The organism is Bacillota bacterium (assembly GCA_013178125.1).
Lineage (GTDB): Bacteria > Bacillota > SHA-98 > Ch115 > JABLXJ01 > JABLXL01.
This window is the reverse complement of record JABLXJ010000009.1, coordinates 103,882-121,261: the sequence shown is the minus strand read 5'-3', so window position 1 is coordinate 121,261 and position 17,380 is coordinate 103,882. Positions and strand designations below refer to the sequence as shown.

Annotated in this window: 15 protein-coding genes; all 15 read left to right on the top strand. The window is 54.9% G+C overall.

The genetic code is table 11. From position 1 onward, the window contains the following. Positions 1-125: 125 nt before the first annotated feature. The 15 genes from HPY71_09500 to HPY71_09430 all read left to right on the top strand — a co-directional run bounded on the left by HPY71_09500 (position 126) and on the right by HPY71_09430 (position 17,174). Positions 126-1,322 (top strand): cation:proton antiporter, encoded by a 1,197-nt coding sequence (locus HPY71_09500; protein NPV53743.1) that lies wholly within the window; start codon positions 126-128, stop codon positions 1,320-1,322. A 58-nt stretch (positions 1,323-1,380) separates the two neighbouring features. Further along, complete coding sequence (locus HPY71_09495; protein NPV53742.1) at positions 1,381-1,812, top strand: universal stress protein; 432 nt, start codon at positions 1,381-1,383, stop codon at positions 1,810-1,812. Positions 1,813-1,860: 48 nt separating this feature from the next. Further along, a complete protein-coding gene (locus HPY71_09490; GenBank protein ID NPV53741.1) occupies positions 1,861-3,633 on the top strand; it encodes a hypothetical protein in 1,773 nt (590 codons plus the stop codon). Positions 3,634-3,661: 28 nt separating this feature from the next. Beyond that, positions 3,662-4,153 carry a hypothetical protein gene (locus tag HPY71_09485; protein NPV53740.1) on the top strand — a complete coding sequence of 164 codons (492 nt, stop codon included), beginning with the start codon at positions 3,662-3,664 and terminating at the stop codon, positions 4,151-4,153. 16 nt (positions 4,154-4,169) lie between these two features. After that, on the top strand, positions 4,170-5,369 hold the full coding sequence (locus tag HPY71_09480; protein ID NPV53739.1) for an MFS transporter: 1,200 nt from the start codon (positions 4,170-4,172) through the stop codon (positions 5,367-5,369). Between the two features lie 234 nt (positions 5,370-5,603). Then, complete coding sequence (locus HPY71_09475) at positions 5,604-6,401, top strand: hypothetical protein (GenBank protein ID NPV53738.1); 798 nt, start codon at positions 5,604-5,606, stop codon at positions 6,399-6,401. 183 nt (positions 6,402-6,584) lie between these two features. After that, positions 6,585-7,085 (top strand): NUDIX hydrolase, encoded by a 501-nt coding sequence (locus HPY71_09470; GenBank protein NPV53737.1) that lies wholly within the window; start codon positions 6,585-6,587, stop codon positions 7,083-7,085. Between the two features lie 166 nt (positions 7,086-7,251). Next, a complete protein-coding gene (locus HPY71_09465; GenBank protein NPV53736.1) occupies positions 7,252-7,815 on the top strand; it encodes a hypothetical protein in 564 nt (187 codons plus the stop codon). 58 nt (positions 7,816-7,873) lie between these two features. After that, positions 7,874-9,043 carry an MFS transporter gene (locus HPY71_09460; GenBank protein ID NPV53735.1) on the top strand — a complete coding sequence of 390 codons (1,170 nt, stop codon included), beginning with the start codon at positions 7,874-7,876 and terminating at the stop codon, positions 9,041-9,043. A 250-nt stretch (positions 9,044-9,293) separates the two neighbouring features. After that, a complete protein-coding gene (locus HPY71_09455; GenBank protein NPV53734.1) occupies positions 9,294-11,609 on the top strand; it encodes a pyruvate dehydrogenase in 2,316 nt (771 codons plus the stop codon). 168 nt (positions 11,610-11,777) lie between these two features. After that, positions 11,778-13,004 carry a thiolase family protein gene (locus tag HPY71_09450; protein NPV53733.1) on the top strand — a complete coding sequence of 409 codons (1,227 nt, stop codon included), beginning with the start codon at positions 11,778-11,780 and terminating at the stop codon, positions 13,002-13,004. 155 nt (positions 13,005-13,159) lie between these two features. Next, complete coding sequence (gene gcvH / locus HPY71_09445; protein NPV53732.1) at positions 13,160-13,543, top strand: glycine cleavage system protein GcvH; 384 nt, start codon at positions 13,160-13,162, stop codon at positions 13,541-13,543. A 191-nt stretch (positions 13,544-13,734) separates the two neighbouring features. Further along, positions 13,735-14,967 carry a mannitol-1-phosphate 5-dehydrogenase gene (locus tag HPY71_09440; protein NPV53731.1) on the top strand — a complete coding sequence of 411 codons (1,233 nt, stop codon included), beginning with the start codon at positions 13,735-13,737 and terminating at the stop codon, positions 14,965-14,967. A 36-nt stretch (positions 14,968-15,003) separates the two neighbouring features. Beyond that, positions 15,004-16,050: an alcohol dehydrogenase catalytic domain-containing protein gene (locus HPY71_09435; protein ID NPV53730.1), complete on the top strand. Its 1,047-nt coding sequence runs from the start codon at positions 15,004-15,006 to the stop codon at positions 16,048-16,050. A 320-nt stretch (positions 16,051-16,370) separates the two neighbouring features. Beyond that, positions 16,371-17,174, top strand: coding sequence for a DUF1638 domain-containing protein (locus HPY71_09430; GenBank protein NPV53729.1), 804 nt, complete (start codon positions 16,371-16,373; stop codon positions 17,172-17,174). The last annotated feature ends 206 nt before the right edge of the window (positions 17,175-17,380 follow it).

Below are 17,380 nucleotides of genomic sequence, written 5' to 3'. Positions count from 1 at the left end.
CCGGGGCCTCGCGAAGCCATCGCTGTATAGCGCGCCGTAGCGCGCCGGCAAAACGCAAACAAGATTAGCCCTCCGTGATCCCTGGGAAAACGAATGTGAGAATGAAACGGAGGGTTAAATTATCTATGGTCAACACCTGGCTTACGGCGAGTTTATGGCTCGGGCTTGCTCTGGTGGGCGGCCTTGCCGCAGGATGGACCGGCATATCCATATCTTTAGTGGAGATCGTGGTAGGGGTAATCGGCGGCAACTTCTTAGGCCTTGCGACGACTCCATGGGTGGACTTCCTTGCGGGCTTTGGCAGCGTCCTTCTCACCTTTTTGGCAGGGGCTGAGGTAGACCCGAGGGTGCTCCGGTCAAAATTCAAGGAAAGCATGTCTATTGGCATCATCGCCTTTATCCTCCCATTCCTTGGAGCTTTTGCCTATGCGTATTACATACTTGGATGGACGCTTCAGGCGGCCGAGATAGCCGGCATAGCCCTCTCCACCACCTCGGTGGCCGTGGTCTATGCGGTTATGGTGGAGACCGGGCTCAACGAGAGCGAGATCGGCAAGATCATCCTGGCTGCCTGCTTCATTAATGACCTTGGTACAGTTGTAGCCCTCGGACTCCTTTTTGCAAATTTCAATGCCTGGATGCTCCTGTTTGTTGGAGTTACCACCCTGGTCCTGGCTTTTCTTCCCCGTTTCACACGATGGTTCTTTAAGGCCTATGGCAACAGGGTGAGTCAGCTTGAGGTCAAGTATCTTTTCTTCCTGCTCTTTCTCCTGGGCGGACTCGCGACCATGGCTAACAGCGAGGCCGTGCTGCCAGCCTATCTCCTGGGGCTCGGCGTCGCCGGGTTCTTTCTCCAAGAAAGAAATTTGCTCTTTCGAATGCGTAGCATGGCGTTCGCCTTCTTTACCCCCTTTTACTTTCTAAAAGCGGGACTTTTCGTTTCGCTGCCGGAGGTCGCCGCAGCAGCAGGGGTTATCATAGTGGCCTTGCTTGTAAAGATGGCAACCAAATTCATCGGGGTATGGCCCACGGCCAGGTTCTTTAAGTTCGTGCCTAGGGAGGGCATGTACACCACACTTCTTATGTCCACCGGGCTCACCTTTGGCACAATCTCGTCGCTCTTCGGTCTCACGCATGGCATAATCACCAGGAATCAATACACCATTCTTGTAACAGTCGTGATCCTGAGTGCGATAGTGCCAACCATGATTGCACAGGCGTTCTTCAGGCCGGATCCGGACGCAGATATGCCTGAGAGAGCCTCGGAACCAAGGGACCAAGCATTGGGGGATCAGGCGAGTAAACAGAGTCAAGTAGAATAGCCACGACAAAAAGATGTAAAAAGGCAAATTACGACAAATGAAAGAGAGGTTTATATCCATGTTTACAAAAATCCTGCTGGCCTATGACGGTTCACAACATGCCAAGAGGGCCCTGGCTGTGGCTCTGGATTTGGCTCAAAGGTATCATTCCAAAGTCTATGCCGTATCAGTGGCTCATATTCCGGAATTCGCCGATACCCGTGATGAGGTGAACGGGGCGCTGGAGGACGCACACAGTTTCTACGACAAGGCGCTTAGCGAGGCTAGGGAGGCGGCCTCAGAAAGAGGTATTGCCCTTGAAACCCGGGTAGTGCCAGGACACCCGGCGGATGCCCTGGCCCGTTTTGCCGAGGAAGAAGACTGTGATCTGATAGTTGTTGGAGCGCGGGGCAGGAGCGGGGTTGTCCGTTACATCCTCGGCAGCGCCTCCGAGGCCATTGTGCGATATGCCCATTGTTCAGTGCTGGTGGTAAGGGATAAGACTCTTTGAGGTGATTGAGCAAATCTTCGAGGTGACTGAGCCACGGAGGTGCGTTTGATGCTTGCAACCTATGCTGATATGAGAAAACTTGCCCTTGATAACCTCAGGGCGGCAGCTTCTCTGGCCCGCGAGATGGCAAATGCGGGGATCGAAAAGAGGCTGGCGGAAGCCATTGAAAGGCTTGAATCAAATCGGTTTCACCTGGTAGTTTTGGGGCAATTCAAGCGGGGCAAAACCACGCTAATTAATGCCCTTTTGGGGGCGGAGCTCTTACCTACGGCAGTGGTTCCGCTGACCTCGATAATCACCATGATACGCTACGGCCCAGATATTAAGGCTACTGTCTTCTTTAATAATGAAACGAGCAGGGGAATCTCCATCGATGAGTTGCCCCTTTATATCACAGAACGGGAAAATCCCAATAACGCAAAAGGGGTCAAGTATGTGGAGATAGCCCATCCCTCTTCGTACCTTGCTGATGGGGTGGTCCTCGTAGATACCCCGGGGGTTGGGTCTTTATATCGCCATAATACGGAGGTCGCATATAACTTTTTGCCCAGCGCAGATGCTGCGATCTTTGTCCTGGCGGTGGACCCTCCCTTGAGCGAGGCAGAGGGGGAGTACCTCAAGGAAATCAAGGAATACGTCCCAAAGATCTTCTTTGTGCTGAATAAGGTGGATTACTTGAACGACAGGGACAGAGAGGAATCCCTTGCCTTCTCCCAAGGTGCTATCGAGGCATCCCTTGGCAAGAACGGGATAAAGGTCTACCCGCTCGCAGCCAAGCTTGCCCTTGAAGCCAGGCTAACGGGAAATCCCGAAGCGTTGGAAAGGAGCGGGCTTCTGCACCTAGAGAGGGAGCTTTCGGAATTTCTAACTGCTGGCAGGGGCAAGATCGCCCTTGCTGCGGCTGCACGCCGCGGGAAGGACGCAATATCGGAACTCAAAGGGCTATTACAGCTTGAGCGAAGAGCAGTGGAGATGCCAGTAAAGGAGCTTCAGGATAAGATAGCGGCATTTGAAGGACAACTCACCCAGATACTTCAAGAGAAAGAAGATGCCCTGCATATCCTCCAGGGCGAGATGGGGCGGCTGATCAAGACGGTCGAAGAGGACCTTGAGGTTTTTAAGGCCACTCAAACCTCTTTGCTCAGGGGGAGGATCTCTGCTTTCGCGAAAGACAAGAAAGGCCTTTCGGCAAAGGCGCTTGCAAAGGGAATCGAGGTTTTCGTTATCGAAACCCTTACCGACGCCTTCGACGCCTGGAGAATACAAGAGGAGGCCAAGATAGCCGCCTCCTTCGACCGAATCCTCCAAAGATTTGCCACGCAGGTAAATGAGGTGATCAGGCGCATCAGGGAGTTATCCGCAGGGCTCTTCGACATCAGGCTGGAGGGATTTGTGGAGGTAGAATCCCTCACCTCGGAGAGCAGTTTTTATTATAAGTTCGGCAAGGAACGCGTGACTCTCGCCGTGGAACCATCTTCCCTTTCGGCTCTCCTGCCCAAATCCATTGGACACAGGCTGGTGATCAATCAGGCTCTGAGGGACGCTCAGGGAGAGGTAGATCGGAACTGCGGCCGCGTGCGCTGGGACTTTCAAGAACGTACTAACAAGAGCTTCCTCAACTTCAAATACTCTTTTGAGGAGAAGGTAGAGGCCACGGTTCAGGCGATCCGCCAGGCTCTCGACTACGCCATCTCCCAAAAGGATAAAAGCGAGGAAGAAGTAAGGCGGGCACTTTCAACGTTAGAGAGCCAATATGGACGGGCAGAGGAGTGTAGAAAGTTCTTTCTGTCCATTGAAGAATGGGCATCCTCAGGGATCTAGACGTCATTACAGAAGAATCTAGAATCTGTTGGCAAAGAAGAATAAGGGAGACTTCATCATGGTCACCTATTTTTGCCCGAAGTGCTGGAAGATCGTTTCCGAAAATGTTACAGTCTGTCCGCACTGCGGTTGGGCGATTGATAAGTCGAGTACATATGTGGAAAAGCTAATCCTGGCCCTTGCTTCTCCCGATGGGGCTACTGCTCGACGAGCCGCCCATCTCCTCGGACGGATTGGCGACCCTCGGGCCGTGCCGTCGCTGATCGAGCGCTTGGAGAATGGCGACGCATATGTCGCTGCCGAGGCAGTAATTGCCCTTGGAAGGATAGGTTCAACGGACGCGATTCGTGCCGTGAGGGATGCCCGGAAACACCGGTTTATCGTGGTACGTAGAATGGCAGATGCGATTTTGAAAAAAGATTTGGAAAACTCGACAAAAGGGAGCTTGGATGGTTCATTGGGATGGGAAAGGGATGGGAAACCCCTGGGCAATGCAAGGACCGGGCAATGTAAGAGATGAAAGGCAGTGAGAAAGCATGGTGGAGAACGAGACAGAGGTAAAAGAGGTAAAAGTCGTAAATAGAAATGTAGTTGTGCTCGGCTGGGTTGCGTTCTTCGGCGGATTAAGCCAGGATATGATTCAGCCTATTTTGCCTGCGTTTTACTCTCAGGTACTGGGCCTTAATAAAGAATTAATCGGCCTGATCGAGGGCAGTGTAACCACCGCAGTAAGTATCTTTAAGATACTATCGGGTATCATCTCAGATAGCATCGGCAAGAGAAAGAGCCTGGTTTTTATCGGTTACTTGCTTTCGGCAATAGGTCGCTTGCTCCTATCGATCACAACCAGAGGGGGGGAGGCTTTAGGGTTCAGGTTGGTGGATGCTGTCGGCAAGGGAATGAAGGATGCCCCGAGGGACGCTTTGGTAGCCAAGTCATCGTCAGTAAAGAGGATGGGCTTTTCCTTTGGTTATCAGCGTATGTTGGATACCCTGGGGTCATTTTTGGGCCCGTTGATAACCTTCGGCCTGCTTAAACTCTTGATGGGGCGCGTGGATAGCGGCAGATTTAAAATAATCTTCGTGATCTCAGGCATCGTCGCCTTTGCCACGATATTGTTGACGGGCCTCTATGTTAAGGAGCGGCCCAAGGCCGGGACGAACTCCGGCAAATTCACCCTGGATTTTTCCTTGCTCAAGGGGAGATTTCTGCTGTTTTTTATTGTGATGTTGATATTCACCCTTGGTAATTCCAGCGACGCCTTTCTTATTCTACGGGCACAAAACGTCGGAATTAAGACCGCTACTATCCCCATCATAATTGCGCTGTTTAATCTCTTTTACGCACTTCTATCTGTGCCAGCCGGCATGCTCTCAGATAAGATAGGACGCGCTCACGTAATAAGGTTAGGCTGGCTTATCTATGGCCTGGTATACCTGGGGTTTGCCCTGGCGAGGGCGCCATGGCATATTTGGGCTCTATATGCCCTTTACGGGGTTTACTACGCGTCCACTGAGGGCGTGGCGAAATCTATGGTTGCCCATATCGTAGATGAGGCCCATAGAGGCACGGCTTTTGGATTATATAATGCGTCCCTGGGCCTGGTAGCCCTGCCGGCTAGCGTCTTGGCAGGATATTTATGGGATAAGATTTCACCTTCTGCGCCATTTTATTTCGGCGCTGCTTGTGCCGTGGTGGCCGTAAGCCTGTTAACAACTTTTCATATAGAGAGTTGAGGACGAAATCGAGGTGATCTAGCCTTGTCACAAAGGAGATCGTTAATCTTAACCTCGTTGACATTGATAGCCTGTCTGGGGGCTCTATAGAATCGGGTCGGATCAATGGTCGATAGTCGATAAATAAATACAGTGAAGGCCAGCGATCTTTGGTGGAGTGGGAGCGATTAATGGGGCGCGGGATGAGAATGAATGAACGCAGGGGAAATCTTATAGGCAGGGGGATTACTAATAATGATAGAGGGGCGTTTGCGTAAGGCCCTGCAAGAGTCCGGGTGTCCCGTTTGTAGGTTAGTTCGTGAGGCTTCCGATATATTTTATAAGTGGTTTGTAATCGAAACCTATGGAGAGCCACCCCTCTTGGAACGACTCAGCCACGGGGGATTTTGCCAGTACCATGCTTGGGAAGTAGCTAGGATAGCAGGTGAAAGGGTAAGTTTCACGTATGAATTCCTTGTCAGTTCGGCTGAGGTTAAGCTGAGGGAACTGCTTTCTGTAGCACTGGCTTGCTCTCGAGAAGCAAAAGAAGGAGGGCAGACGAACTCCTCTTCTGACAGCAGAGGCTGGCGGAGAGGTCTTGGCCGCTTCATCAAGGGGAGAATGAGGTGTAGGTATGTCAGGGCTGTACACAACTTTGAACGCAAGGAACCCTGCCCGCTTTGCCAAACTCTGCAAGATGCCGAAACCTTTGCGTCAAAACTACTAGTTGAGATGTTACAGGAACCCGTTGGGAGAGCGCTGTTTACTCAGTCTGAAGGGCTCTGCTTAGAGCATTTCGCCATGGTTCTCACATATGCGTCGCCCGAGACGGCAGCGTTCCTTGCTCAAGATTACCTTCAGAGGATGGCTGACCTCCGTGAGGGATTCAGGGAGTATTTCCGCAAGAAAGATTACCGTTTCGCCGCTGAGCCTAAAGGAGAAGAACAGGTGACGTGGCTGAAAGCTGTTGAACGCTTTGCTGGCAGCGGTCGGATACCCTATTGGATTTCCAAGGATATGCTGGAACAAAACTTGAGGAGGGTACGAAAGTGAGTGTGAAAGGCATTGACGAGCAGCACAGCCAGGAGGGGAAATGCTTATTTTCTGTCATACTGGAAGTGCTCTCGGTGCCGCTGCTCTTTATCGTGAGGAGAGAACTCTCGATGAATTGATTGTCTCACTATGAGCATTGTGGCTAGGAAAAGGTGAACATGCGACAAGGAGGGAAAGGCTGACATGCTTAAAGTAAGGTCTGGGGTCGTATTAATTGAGGATGGGAAGTTCCTACTCGTCCGCCATAATGTATTGGCCAGAGGGCGTGACGTCTACCCCGTAATGACAGATACCAACATAGACATGGAATATTGGGTTCTGCCGGGCGGCGAGGTCAGGCAAGGAGAGACTCTTGTGGAATGTGCACGGAGGGAAACGCTCGAAGAGACTGGCCTTGAAGTAGAGATCGGCCCATTACTGTTTCTTGGGGAGACCATCTGGCCTGATGGCGAACGGCATATTATAAATTTCTTTTTTGAGGCGAGGAGATTAAGAGGAGAGGTTAGAAAACCAGAATGGTCTTTCCCTGACGAGAGACTAGATATGCCAGCTTTTCTCTCAATATCTGAATGCGAAAAAATCACTTTGCTCCCAGATGTTCTGACGCTGTTGAAGGAAATCGCAGATGGTAAGATAATTTACGGCATATATCTTGGAAACTTGTGGGTAAACACCCGGATATAAACTCTTAACCTAAGCCGAGGCAGAAAAGCAGCGAAATGAACATGGAATGGGACTTGAGTTTTTATGCAACATCTGTTACAATAAAATTGCGTTGCAACAGATGTTGCGTTCTTTTAGGCAGGTAAGAAATGGATTAAATGGTGACGATGAGGAGGAGCATAGCTGCATGGAAGGGGCTGATTCCCTCAAGGAGAATATACGATGGCTAATTCTTATCTACAAGACGCCTGTCGAACCTTCCACCGCGCGAGTCAGGGTGTGGAGGAGGGTGCGCGAGCTGGGCGGGCTTTACATCCAGCAGGCCGTGTGTTTGTTTCCGGATATAGCTGACCTTCGCGCCTCCGTATCCGAACTCTCCCGTGAGATAATGACGCTCGGCGGCGAGGCTTTCCCCTTTTTGGCTTCCACGGAGTCCAGGGAGGGAGATGAGGACCTGGTTGAGAGGTTCAGGGCTCAGAGCAACCAGGAATACCGGGAGATCCTCGAGCAGTGCAAGGGTTTACTGGACGAGCTCACCCAAGAGGCCGCGAGGGAGAAGTTTACCTTTGCGGAAATAGAGGAAAATGAGGGGGACCTCGCTTACATTGAGCGGTGGGTTGAAAAGGCCAGGGCCCGGGATTTCTTTGGCGCGGACCTTGGGGAAGTGGTAGGTAAGAAACTGGGGGAATGTAAGGCGAGGATGCATGAGTTTGAGGCCGAGGTATTCAGGCGGGCTGATCTGGAACATTGAGGACTTGAACGCTCAAAGAACGCCCCAAGATAGGAGGGTTAAGAAGGAGGGTTAAGATGTGTTCAACATCATCATTCTCGGCATTGTTAGCCTTCTCACGGACGTGAGCACGGAGATGGTTTACCCGCTGCTCCCGCTCTTTTTGACGACGCGCCTCGGTGCGAGCCCTGCCATAGTGGGCTTGATAGAGGGCATAGCGGAGAGCCTTGCGAGCCTCTTGAAGGTCTTCTCGGGCTATGTATCGGATAGGTTTGGAAGGAGAAAACCCCTTGCCATTTTGGGATATGGCTCTTCCACGATAGGCAAGATCGTCCTCTATCTCGCCGGATCGTGGCCCATGGTCCTGCTAGCGAGGATTATAGACAGGTTCGGCAAGGGGGTAAGGACCGCGCCCCGTGATGCCCTCATCGCCGATTCGTCGGACCCGTCTACGAGGGGGCGGGCATATGGCCTCCACCGCGCCCTCGATACCCTCGGGGCAGCCCTCGGAGTGCTCCTAGCGTACTACTTTATGACGGCCTATAAAGGCGATTTCTCTAAGGTCTTCCTCTGGGCAATGGTTCCCGCTACCCTCGGGGTGTGCGCGCTATTTTTTGCACGCGAGGCACGGGAAGAAAGGGAAGCAGGGAAAGCGCGGGAAGCGCTGGCGGAGCGAGGGCCTGAGCAGGTGGGTGGGTGGATCAACTGGTCGAAGCTGGACAGGCGCCTCAAGGGCTTTCTCGTCGTGGTATTCCTGTTTGCGCTCGGCAACTCCTCAAATCAATTCCTCCTGCTTCGTGCCAGAAACCTGGGTTTCAACCCCGCGAGTGTGCTCCTCATATACTTCGCATATAACGTGGCGTATTCCTTGCTCTCCTACCCGGCGGGTCGCCTTTCGGATAAGATCGGGCGAAAGTCGCTCCTCGTTGCAGGCTATGCAATGTATGGTCTGGTATATGTGGGGTTTGCCCTCGCGAGCGCGCGCTGGCACATATGGGCCCTCTTTGTGGCATACGGGTTCTACATAGCGCTCACCGAGGGCGTGGAGAAGGCCCTGGTCGCTGACATCGCACCCGGCGAGCTCAGGGCGACCACAATCGGCCTCCACGCCACCCTGGTCGGGATAGGGCTCCTCCCTGCATCCCTGCTGGCGGGGCTCCTCTGGAATGTCTTCGGTCCCCAGGCGACATTCTACTTCGGAGGGCTCATGGGGCTGCTGGCGGCTGTAGGGATATGGATCGTGGTCTAGATTCAGCTGCCCGATATTTTTTATATTATTTTTCCTCGTCTCGGCAGGAAAGCGCCTCTGGGTGTTGAATAATGACTTTGATGAGGACATAAATGGACTCATCTCGGACATAAAAGGACACAGCTGGCGATTGAATCGCCTCCATATGTCTATATGTCTAAATGGCGACTGGATCACACCTGGAAAAGGCGCGTTTATTTGAGCGCGTTTATTAGGCATGCCTGTTGGCTAGAATGAGGAGGCGTTTAGGTTGGTAAAGGCTATAGATGTGTTGCCGGTATTTGAGAAGGGCGAGATTGAGCTCGGGAGAATACCCAAGTTCCTCTACGATCGTCATCTCCTGGATGAGATCCGCGCAGGAGAAATCTCACCCCAGGATGCTATGACTATGTTGAAGGTCATGCTCATGATCCGCCATTTCGAGGATACGATCGTAAAGATGAAGGCAGGTAAGTTCAGCCCAAGGGAGGGCTTCAAGTTTATAGGTGCAACCCACCTGTCCATCGGCCAGGAGGCGGTCGCGGTCGGCGCCATATCCGCCATAACGAAGCAAGATTACATAACGAGCACGCATAGGGGACATGGCCACTCGATCGCCAAGGGGTTCTTCGCGCTATTCGAGATGAGCGATGAAGAACTTCGGAAATTCATCGAAGACGTGGGGGGCAGGGGAGTTCAAACGCCGGGAGCGACGTGCAGCTGCTGCGGGAATTCTAGAGCCACCCTCCTGCAGCAGGCCATCGAGGTTCATATCTACCGCACTTTTGCTGAGCTATTTGGCAAGGAAGACGGCTACTGTCGCGGCAGGGGCGGAGGCATGCACATAGCTGACTTCCACGTCGGGCACCTGGGTGCAAACGCCATCGTGGGCGGCAGCTCGGCTATCGCAACGGGCGCTGCGATATCAGTGGATAAGCAGGGCGGGAGGAAGGTAGTGCTGTGCCTGCTCGGTGACGGCGCATTGAACAACGGCGTGGTCCTGGAGTCCCTGAACATGGCGTGCATGTCCCAGTTCAAGCGCGGAACCCCCGTGGTCTACATCATAGAGAATAACCAGTATGGCATGACGGGCCAGGCCATCGGCGAGGTGACCGGGCTCGATTACCTGGCGCGGAGGGCGGCGGGTTTCAATCTCAAGAATATGAATGCCGAGGTCGTCTGCGGCATGGATGCCCTTGCGGTGCGCGACGCCGTGAAGAGGGCCAAGGCCAAGGCGCTCGCCGGTGAGGGGCCCGTCTTTCTCGAGTGCGCGACATACCGCTATATGGGCCACTCGCTCAGCGATGACGGGAGCAAGTACAGGAGCCCTGAGGAGGTCGCGGCCTGGAAGGCTCAGGACGCGATAGAACGGTTCAAGCAGGAGCTCATCGATGCTGATGTTGCGAGCGCAGATCAGATCACGTCCCTCGATGGCGCGGTCGAGGCCATGGTGAGGGAGGCGTCCATCAAGGCCGCGGCGGCCGAGGATCCCGATCCAAAGACAATCTACGAGGGGCTCTGGGCCGACACCTCGAGCGAGGATCTCCCCGAAAGCTACAGGTCGGTGGAGTATAACGCGGATAAGGTGCGCAGATTCCCGCGCAACAAGGATGGAGAGATTCTCTACAGAAACGCCGTGTTTGAGGCGCTCATGGAGGAGATGATCCGGGATAAGAGGGTCGTTCTCTTCGGCGAGGATGTCGCGGCCTATGGCGGGGCGTTCCAGGTGACCCATGGCCTCTATGATATATTTGGAGGGGAAAGGGTTTACAACACCGCCATCTCGGAGGCTGCTATCGTAGGCTCCGCCCTGGGGATGGCCATGACGGGGCTGCGGCCCGTAGCCGAGATAATGTATATAGACTTTATACTGCAGGCCATGGACCAGGTTGGCAACCAGGTCGCCAAGACGAGATACATGTTTGCGGGCAAGCCAAAGGCCGCGCTAGTTATAAGGACTACGGTGGGTGGCGGCAAGGGCTATGCCGGCCAGCATTCGCAGAGCCTGGAGGCGGTGGTGACCCAATTCCCAGGCATAAAGGTCGTTGCTCCTTCAACTGCTTATGATGTCAAGGGGCTTCTCAAGGCCGCCATACGCGACGATAATCCGGTGCTGTTCATAGAGCACCAGCTCCTCTACACAGAGAAAGGGCGCGTCCCCGAGGAGGAATATACGATTCCCCTTGGCCAGGCGGCCATCCGGCGCGAGGGAACGGATATCACAATAGTAGCCTATTCATACATGGCGAGGGTTGCGGAGCGGGCAGCGGAGATCCTCGCGGGGCAGGGTGTGAGCGTTGAACTGGTAGACCCGAGGACGCTCGTGCCCCTTGATATTGATACGATCGTTGATTCCGTGAAGAAGACGGGCCGGGCCATGGTGCTGTCGCAGGCTCCAAAGACGGGGTGCTTCGGCGAGCATATAGCATATGAGATACAGAACAGGGCTCTTGCGCATCTTAAGGCGCCGGTGGAGGTTGTGGCAGCTCATGAGGTCCCGCCGCCGATGGCGCGGACCCTGGAGGAGGAGCATACGCCGAGCCCCGAAAAGGTGGCGCGCGTGGCGCTCCGGATGCTTGGCAAGTAGGCGCATGGCGTCCGGCGTCTGGCACCGGCGCCGGGTATTTGGCGTCTGGTATCCGGTATCTGGTGTCTGGCATCTCGCGCCGTCTAGCGCCAGGCGCCAGGTACTGCTTGGATTATCGAGAGATGCGACTCAGATCAACTTGATTAGAAAGGTCGGTGTACTCAGGGCGTGTATAAGATATTGAAGGCCCCGGTGACCATAGCAGGAGGGGCTCGGACGCCGATTGGGCGGTTTAACGGGATTTTGGGGAAGCGCTCCGCGGTTGAGCTGGGGACTGCGGCCATCGAGGCGGCGGTTGAGCGGTCTCAGGTGGACCCTGCTGCCGTTGAGCTCGTCGTGATGGGAAATGTAGTCTCGGCCGGCCTCGGCCAGGGCCCGGCTAAACAGGCATCAGATGCCGCGGGCCTGAGCAAGACAACCGTCTGCAGGTCCATGAACAGCGTTTGCGGTTCCGCGCTGGCAGCGATCGCCGACTGCGCGAATGCTATAGAGCTCGGCATGGCCAGCGTTGCGGTGGCCGGTGGGATGGAGTCCTGCAGTACGAGCCCATATTTGATAGATGCCATCAAGAAGGATGGCTCGCGGTTCCAGTGCAAGCTGGCGGGCTATAAGTTGATCCCGATGGAGCCGGACCTCGAGCGCAAGATCAAGACCCGGGAGGTCCAGACCAAGGAGTCCACGCGCTACGATGGGCTTTACTGGCCGCCCGACAAGAAGTTCATGAAGGAGTACGCTGTTATCTATGCCAGTAAAATGGGCATAAAGGCGGAGGAAGTGGACGAGGCCGCCGGGGGAAGCTATATGAAGGCCCGCAAAGCTACGGACGAGGGGCGCTTCAAGGACGAGATAGTGCCGGTCGATGGATACGATTCGGATGACCTGGTGCCTGAGGACGTGCAGGCCCAGCTGCGCGAGGCCGGCAAAGGCGACCCTGCGTCCGCATATAATTCCTCGAACCCTGCAGATGGCGGGGCGGCCATCGTGATGCTCTCGGAGGAGAAGGCGAGAGATCTCGGCATAAAGCCTGTGGGACTGATTCACGGCTACTCAGTGGTAAATTGCGCCGCCGAGGACTTCCTGACGGCGCCGGTTGATGCCGTCAGGGAGCTGCGAGCTGCGCTCATAAGTGCGGGGCGCAGGTTTGACCCGGCGATAGTAGAGGCTAATGAGGCCTTCGGCCTGCAAATACCGATATTTGAGAAGGAATTTGCGGAGATGAAGGTGAATGTCCACGGTGGGGCTGTGGCGCTGGGCCACCCGCTGGGCGCCAGCGGCTGCAGGCTTCTTGTTACGCTTCTCAACGCTATGAAGCAGTATGGCCACCGCTACGGGATAGTCACGATGTGTTTTGGGAGCGGCGGGGCCTATGCGGTGGCGGTTGAGGTTCCGGAATAGATCAGAGTAGACATTCATTAGGTATTCGTTGAACATTAGACATTAGGCATTTATGTTGTGATGCAGCGCTATAGAGCGCTATAGGCAATGGAAAAGGTCGTCTGGAGATAACCGGGTGATTTTTAGGCTAAATGCGGAACGGAGGCGAAATCGAGATAATGAATCCGAGGGATATTAAGTATTCTAAAGACCATGTATGGGTGAAAGTAGATGGGACTACGGCAACGCTAGGTATCACCGATTATGCCCAGAACCAGCTGGGCGAGGTGCTCGCTGTGGAGCTCCCGCTCCTGGACTCCGAGATCGAGAAGGGCGGCGAGCTCGGATCGCTCGATTGTATGAAGACGGCTAGCACTGTATATGCGCCGGTTAGCGGCAAGGTTACGAAGATTAATGATTCCCTTGTTGATGCCCCGGATACAGTGAATTCCGACCCTTACGGAGAAGGGTGGCTTGCCCAGATCGAGCTGAGCGACCCGGCTGAGCTGGACGACCTGATGGGCGCTGAAGAATACGAGGCGTTCCTCGAGAGTCTGTAGAGTCTACAATGTAACTTGGTTAGTATAGCCCTATAGCCCTGGGCATCTCTGACACCCCTGGCCTCGGGCGCGGGGTCCTCTGGGATATCCGCCCGCGGGGCGGCGCTTGTGGCGGCACTCGCGGGGTAGGGGTAGGGATATGGGCATGTTATGTTATCTATAGCGCAAGGCGCGAGGGGGAGCGGAGATCTGTGAAATCATCTGTTCAATTTGGCGCCGGCAAAATAGGCCGGGGCCTGGTCGGGCGTCTTTTTATCCAGTCCGGCTACGATGTGCTCTTCGTGGATGCCAATAAAGAGCTGGTGGAGGCGCTAAGCAACAAGAGGGCATATACGGTCAAGACTATAGGTGATGACCCGCACATCTATCACGTCGAGGGGTTCCGGGTGACCGATGTGGATCACAGGGACGAGATCGCCCGGGCAGTGGCTGTGGCCGACATCGTCACGACATCTGTCGGGCCCACGGCTGTCAAGGCAGTGGTGCCGTTGATTCGCGAGGGCCTGGAGTTGCGCGCAAAGGGGATAGACGTGAGTGTAGGCGCAGGCGCCGGGGCGGGAGTAGGCGCCGGGGCTGCCGGCCGGAAACCCCTGAATATCGTCGCCTGCGAGAACATTCCAAGAGCCTCCTCAGTGCTGAGGGGCTATATCCTCGAGGGGTGCTCGCCTGAATGCAGGCGCTTCGTCGAGGAAAACGTGGGTTTCCCCGAGGCGCAGATCGGGACGATCGCCCCGACGATCTTGCAGCCCATCGAGGGCGAGGATCCTCTCACGGTTTTCACTGAATCCAACGAGGAATTTTACATTCACAAGCTGGGCCTCGTGGGCGGGGTGCCGGACGTGAAGGGCGTCCATTTTGTGGACGATATCGACGCCTATGTGGAGCGCAAGGTATTCGTCGTTAACACGGGGCACGCCGTAGCGGCCTATACGGGATACTTGAAGGGCTACGAATTCATCCACGAGTCCATGCGCGACCCCGAGACGAGGGCGATCGTGGAAGGGGCTCTCGATGAAACGAGCAGGCTCCTCGTCGCGCAGCATGGTTTTGATGCTGAGGAGCAGAGGGTCTATACTGCGCGGGCCCTGCGGCGGTTCGCCAACGCGGACATGAAGGACCCGATATCGAGGCTGGGCCGCGAGCCCCTTCGCAAGCTGGGGCCAAGCGACAGGCTGGTACGGCCGGCGCGGATGGCCATGAAATTCGGGATAGTCCCGGATGATATCGCGACTGGCATCGCCGCGGCGCTTTTTTACGATGCCCCGTCTGATGCCCAGGCGGTGGAGCTGGCAAAGAAGGTCGCCGAGATCGGGGTTGAAGGGGTGCTCAGGGAGGTCAGCGAGATCTCAATGGACGAGGAGCTGGGCAGGCTCGTTGCTGCAGGCCTCGAGAAGGTCCGCGCCATGCGCAAGAAGGGTGAATAACTTGCGGGCATCAAACTAGAGGAGGGGTAGAATATAATGAAGGCCGCTGTCATAACAGATATAGGTAAGGTCGAGGTTAGAGAGGTTCCGAAGCCGTCTATAGAGGGTGGCGGGTTGCTGCTCAGGGTAGAAGCATGTGCCATTTGTGGGACGGATGTGAGGATATTCAACTTCGGCCACAGCAAGGTTAAATTCCCGTGGACCACGGGTCATGAATTCGCCGGCGTTGTGGAGGATATAAAGGGCCTCCCCGATGTGGACCTGAAGGTCGGCGATCGCGTCAATGTAGACCCTACGGACGGGTGCGGGAAATGCGAGTATTGCAAGGCCGGCCGGGCGAGCCTCTGCCCCGAGACCAAGGCCATCGGCTACTATTACCCTGGCGCGTTTGCGCAGTATATTGCCATCCCGCCGTCGATAGTCAGGGCGGGCGGGGTGTATAAGATCCCGGATGACCTGAGCTTCCCCGAGGCGGCTGTAACCGAGCCAGTGGCGGCGGCGATCAACGGGCATGAAAACCTCCACATAAAGCTCGGTGAGACCGTTGCGATCATAGGTGCAGGGCCGCTCGGGTATATTCATTCGATCATCTCCAAGCTGGAGGGCGCCGCAAAGGTCATCATCATGGATGTGGTGGATGACCGGTTGAAGTTCGCATCGGAGTTCGGCGTCAACCTTGCGTTCAATTCCAGCAAGGTCGATCCTGTCGAGGCCGTTCGCGAGGCAACCGGTGGAGCCGGAGCCGATGTGGCCATCGTCGCGTGCTCTGTCACGCAGGTTATCGAGCAGGCCATGAAGATGGTCAAGAAGCGCGGTCGCGTGTTGCTGTTTGCCGGTTTTCCCAAGGACCGCAGCAGGGTCGAGATGGATGTCAACCTCATTCATTATAGCGAGATCGGCGTGTTCGGGTCGTTCGGGGCTCCCAGGGCGGCTTACGACACGGCGCACAAGCTCGTGGCGAGCGGCGTGTTCCCTGCGAAGAAGTTTGTCTCGGCCACGCTCCCGCTCGACAGGATAGCTGAGGGCTTCGCCATGGCCAAGGCCGGGCAGGGCTTGCGAATCGTCATGCAGCCGTGGGCATAGTGGTGCCAAATTGCTTGCTGCACACATAGCATAATACTACCATGTACCACGATATACCACCATATGCCACTGTACTGCTGCCATACACTACCAGGTATTGGCTGGGTGTGCGTGCTTCGCAAGGTATTCTGGAGGAGGTGAGCGAGCAGGCCTACTTGCTTACCTCCCACGCGGAGTATTTTGCCACATGATATGTATGCTACGTGATATGTATGGGGCGGTTCACTCTATCCCGCCCCCGGCCAGCGAGCGATAGTGTCATGGAACAAAGCGGGCGCGTGAGAGGCGCGCGGCCCCAACGAAGGGAGCAGGGGGTAATTGTGATGCACATAAAGGTCATAGCCTGTGACGTGCTCAACCGTGAGATTTCCATGCTGAGCAGCCAATCGAGGCATTTCGTGGATGTCAGATTCCTGCCCCAGGGGCTTCACAATGAGCCCGACAAATTGAGAAGGGCGCTGCAGGATGAGATTGACGCAGCCAATAGAGGTTATAAGCTTAACTACCTGGAAAAGGCCAGCATGAAGGATTTCAATCTGTTTGGATACGACTTCATTGTCCTCGGGTATGGCCTGTGCAGTAACGGCATAGTTGGCCTTACCAGCGAGAAGATTCCCATTGTGATCCCGAGGGCGCACGATTGTATTACATTGCTGCTGGGGTCAAAGGAGAGATACAAGGAATATTTCGACTCCCACCGGGGGGTTTACTGGTACTCGGCGGGCTGGATCGAGAGGACCCTCCAGCCGGGGGAGGAGAGGTACAGGAGGATATACGACAGGTACGTGGAGATGTACGGCAAGGATAACGCCGATTATCTTATGCAAATGGAGCAGGGCTGGTTCAAGGAATACAACTACGCGACCTATATAGACTGGGGCTTCCCGCGGTCGGATTTTTACAGGAGATATACCAGGGAATGCGCGGAGTTTCTCGGGTGGCACTATGACGAACTCCCGGGGGACCGGGTGCTGCTCGAGAAACTCCTTAACGGGGAATTTAATGAGGATAAGGTGCTGGTCGTCCACCCGGGCAAGACAGTTTGCGCCAGTTTTGATGATTCTATTATCTGCGCAGAGGATGCAGAAGGAATCGAGGAAACGAGGGGTGATAATTCGGATTGACTGATTTCTATGCTTCCAATCTCGAATTTCGCAGAATTATCTTAAATTACCCAATTAAATTACAATATGAGGATGCTCCTGGTGCCGGATTTGGTACCGGATCCGGCTAAATCTTGACCGGGTTGGCTGGGAAACCCGGTTAAATTCTGACCAGCTTCGGGGGAAGCCCGGGCTTAATTTTGACCGGGTACCGGTCTCGATTTTGA

Bases quoted from the DNA above. Each gene is read 5' to 3' on its own strand.
- HPY71_09500 (NPV53743.1), top strand. From the start codon at position 126: ATGGTCAACACCTGGCTTACGGCGAGTTTATGGCTCGGGCTTGCTCTG.
- HPY71_09495 (NPV53742.1), top strand. From the start codon at position 1,381: ATGTTTACAAAAATCCTGCTGGCCTATGACGGTTCACAACATGCCAAG.
- HPY71_09490 (NPV53741.1), top strand. From the start codon at position 1,861: ATGCTTGCAACCTATGCTGATATGAGAAAACTTGCCCTTGATAACCTC.
- HPY71_09480 (NPV53739.1), top strand. From the start codon at position 4,170: ATGGTGGAGAACGAGACAGAGGTAAAAGAGGTAAAAGTCGTAAATAGA.
- HPY71_09475 (NPV53738.1), top strand. From the start codon at position 5,604: ATGATAGAGGGGCGTTTGCGTAAGGCCCTGCAAGAGTCCGGGTGTCCC.
- HPY71_09470 (NPV53737.1), top strand. From the start codon at position 6,585: ATGCTTAAAGTAAGGTCTGGGGTCGTATTAATTGAGGATGGGAAGTTC.
- HPY71_09465 (NPV53736.1), top strand. From the start codon at position 7,252: ATGGAAGGGGCTGATTCCCTCAAGGAGAATATACGATGGCTAATTCTT.
- HPY71_09435 (NPV53730.1), top strand. From the start codon at position 15,004: ATGAAGGCCGCTGTCATAACAGATATAGGTAAGGTCGAGGTTAGAGAG.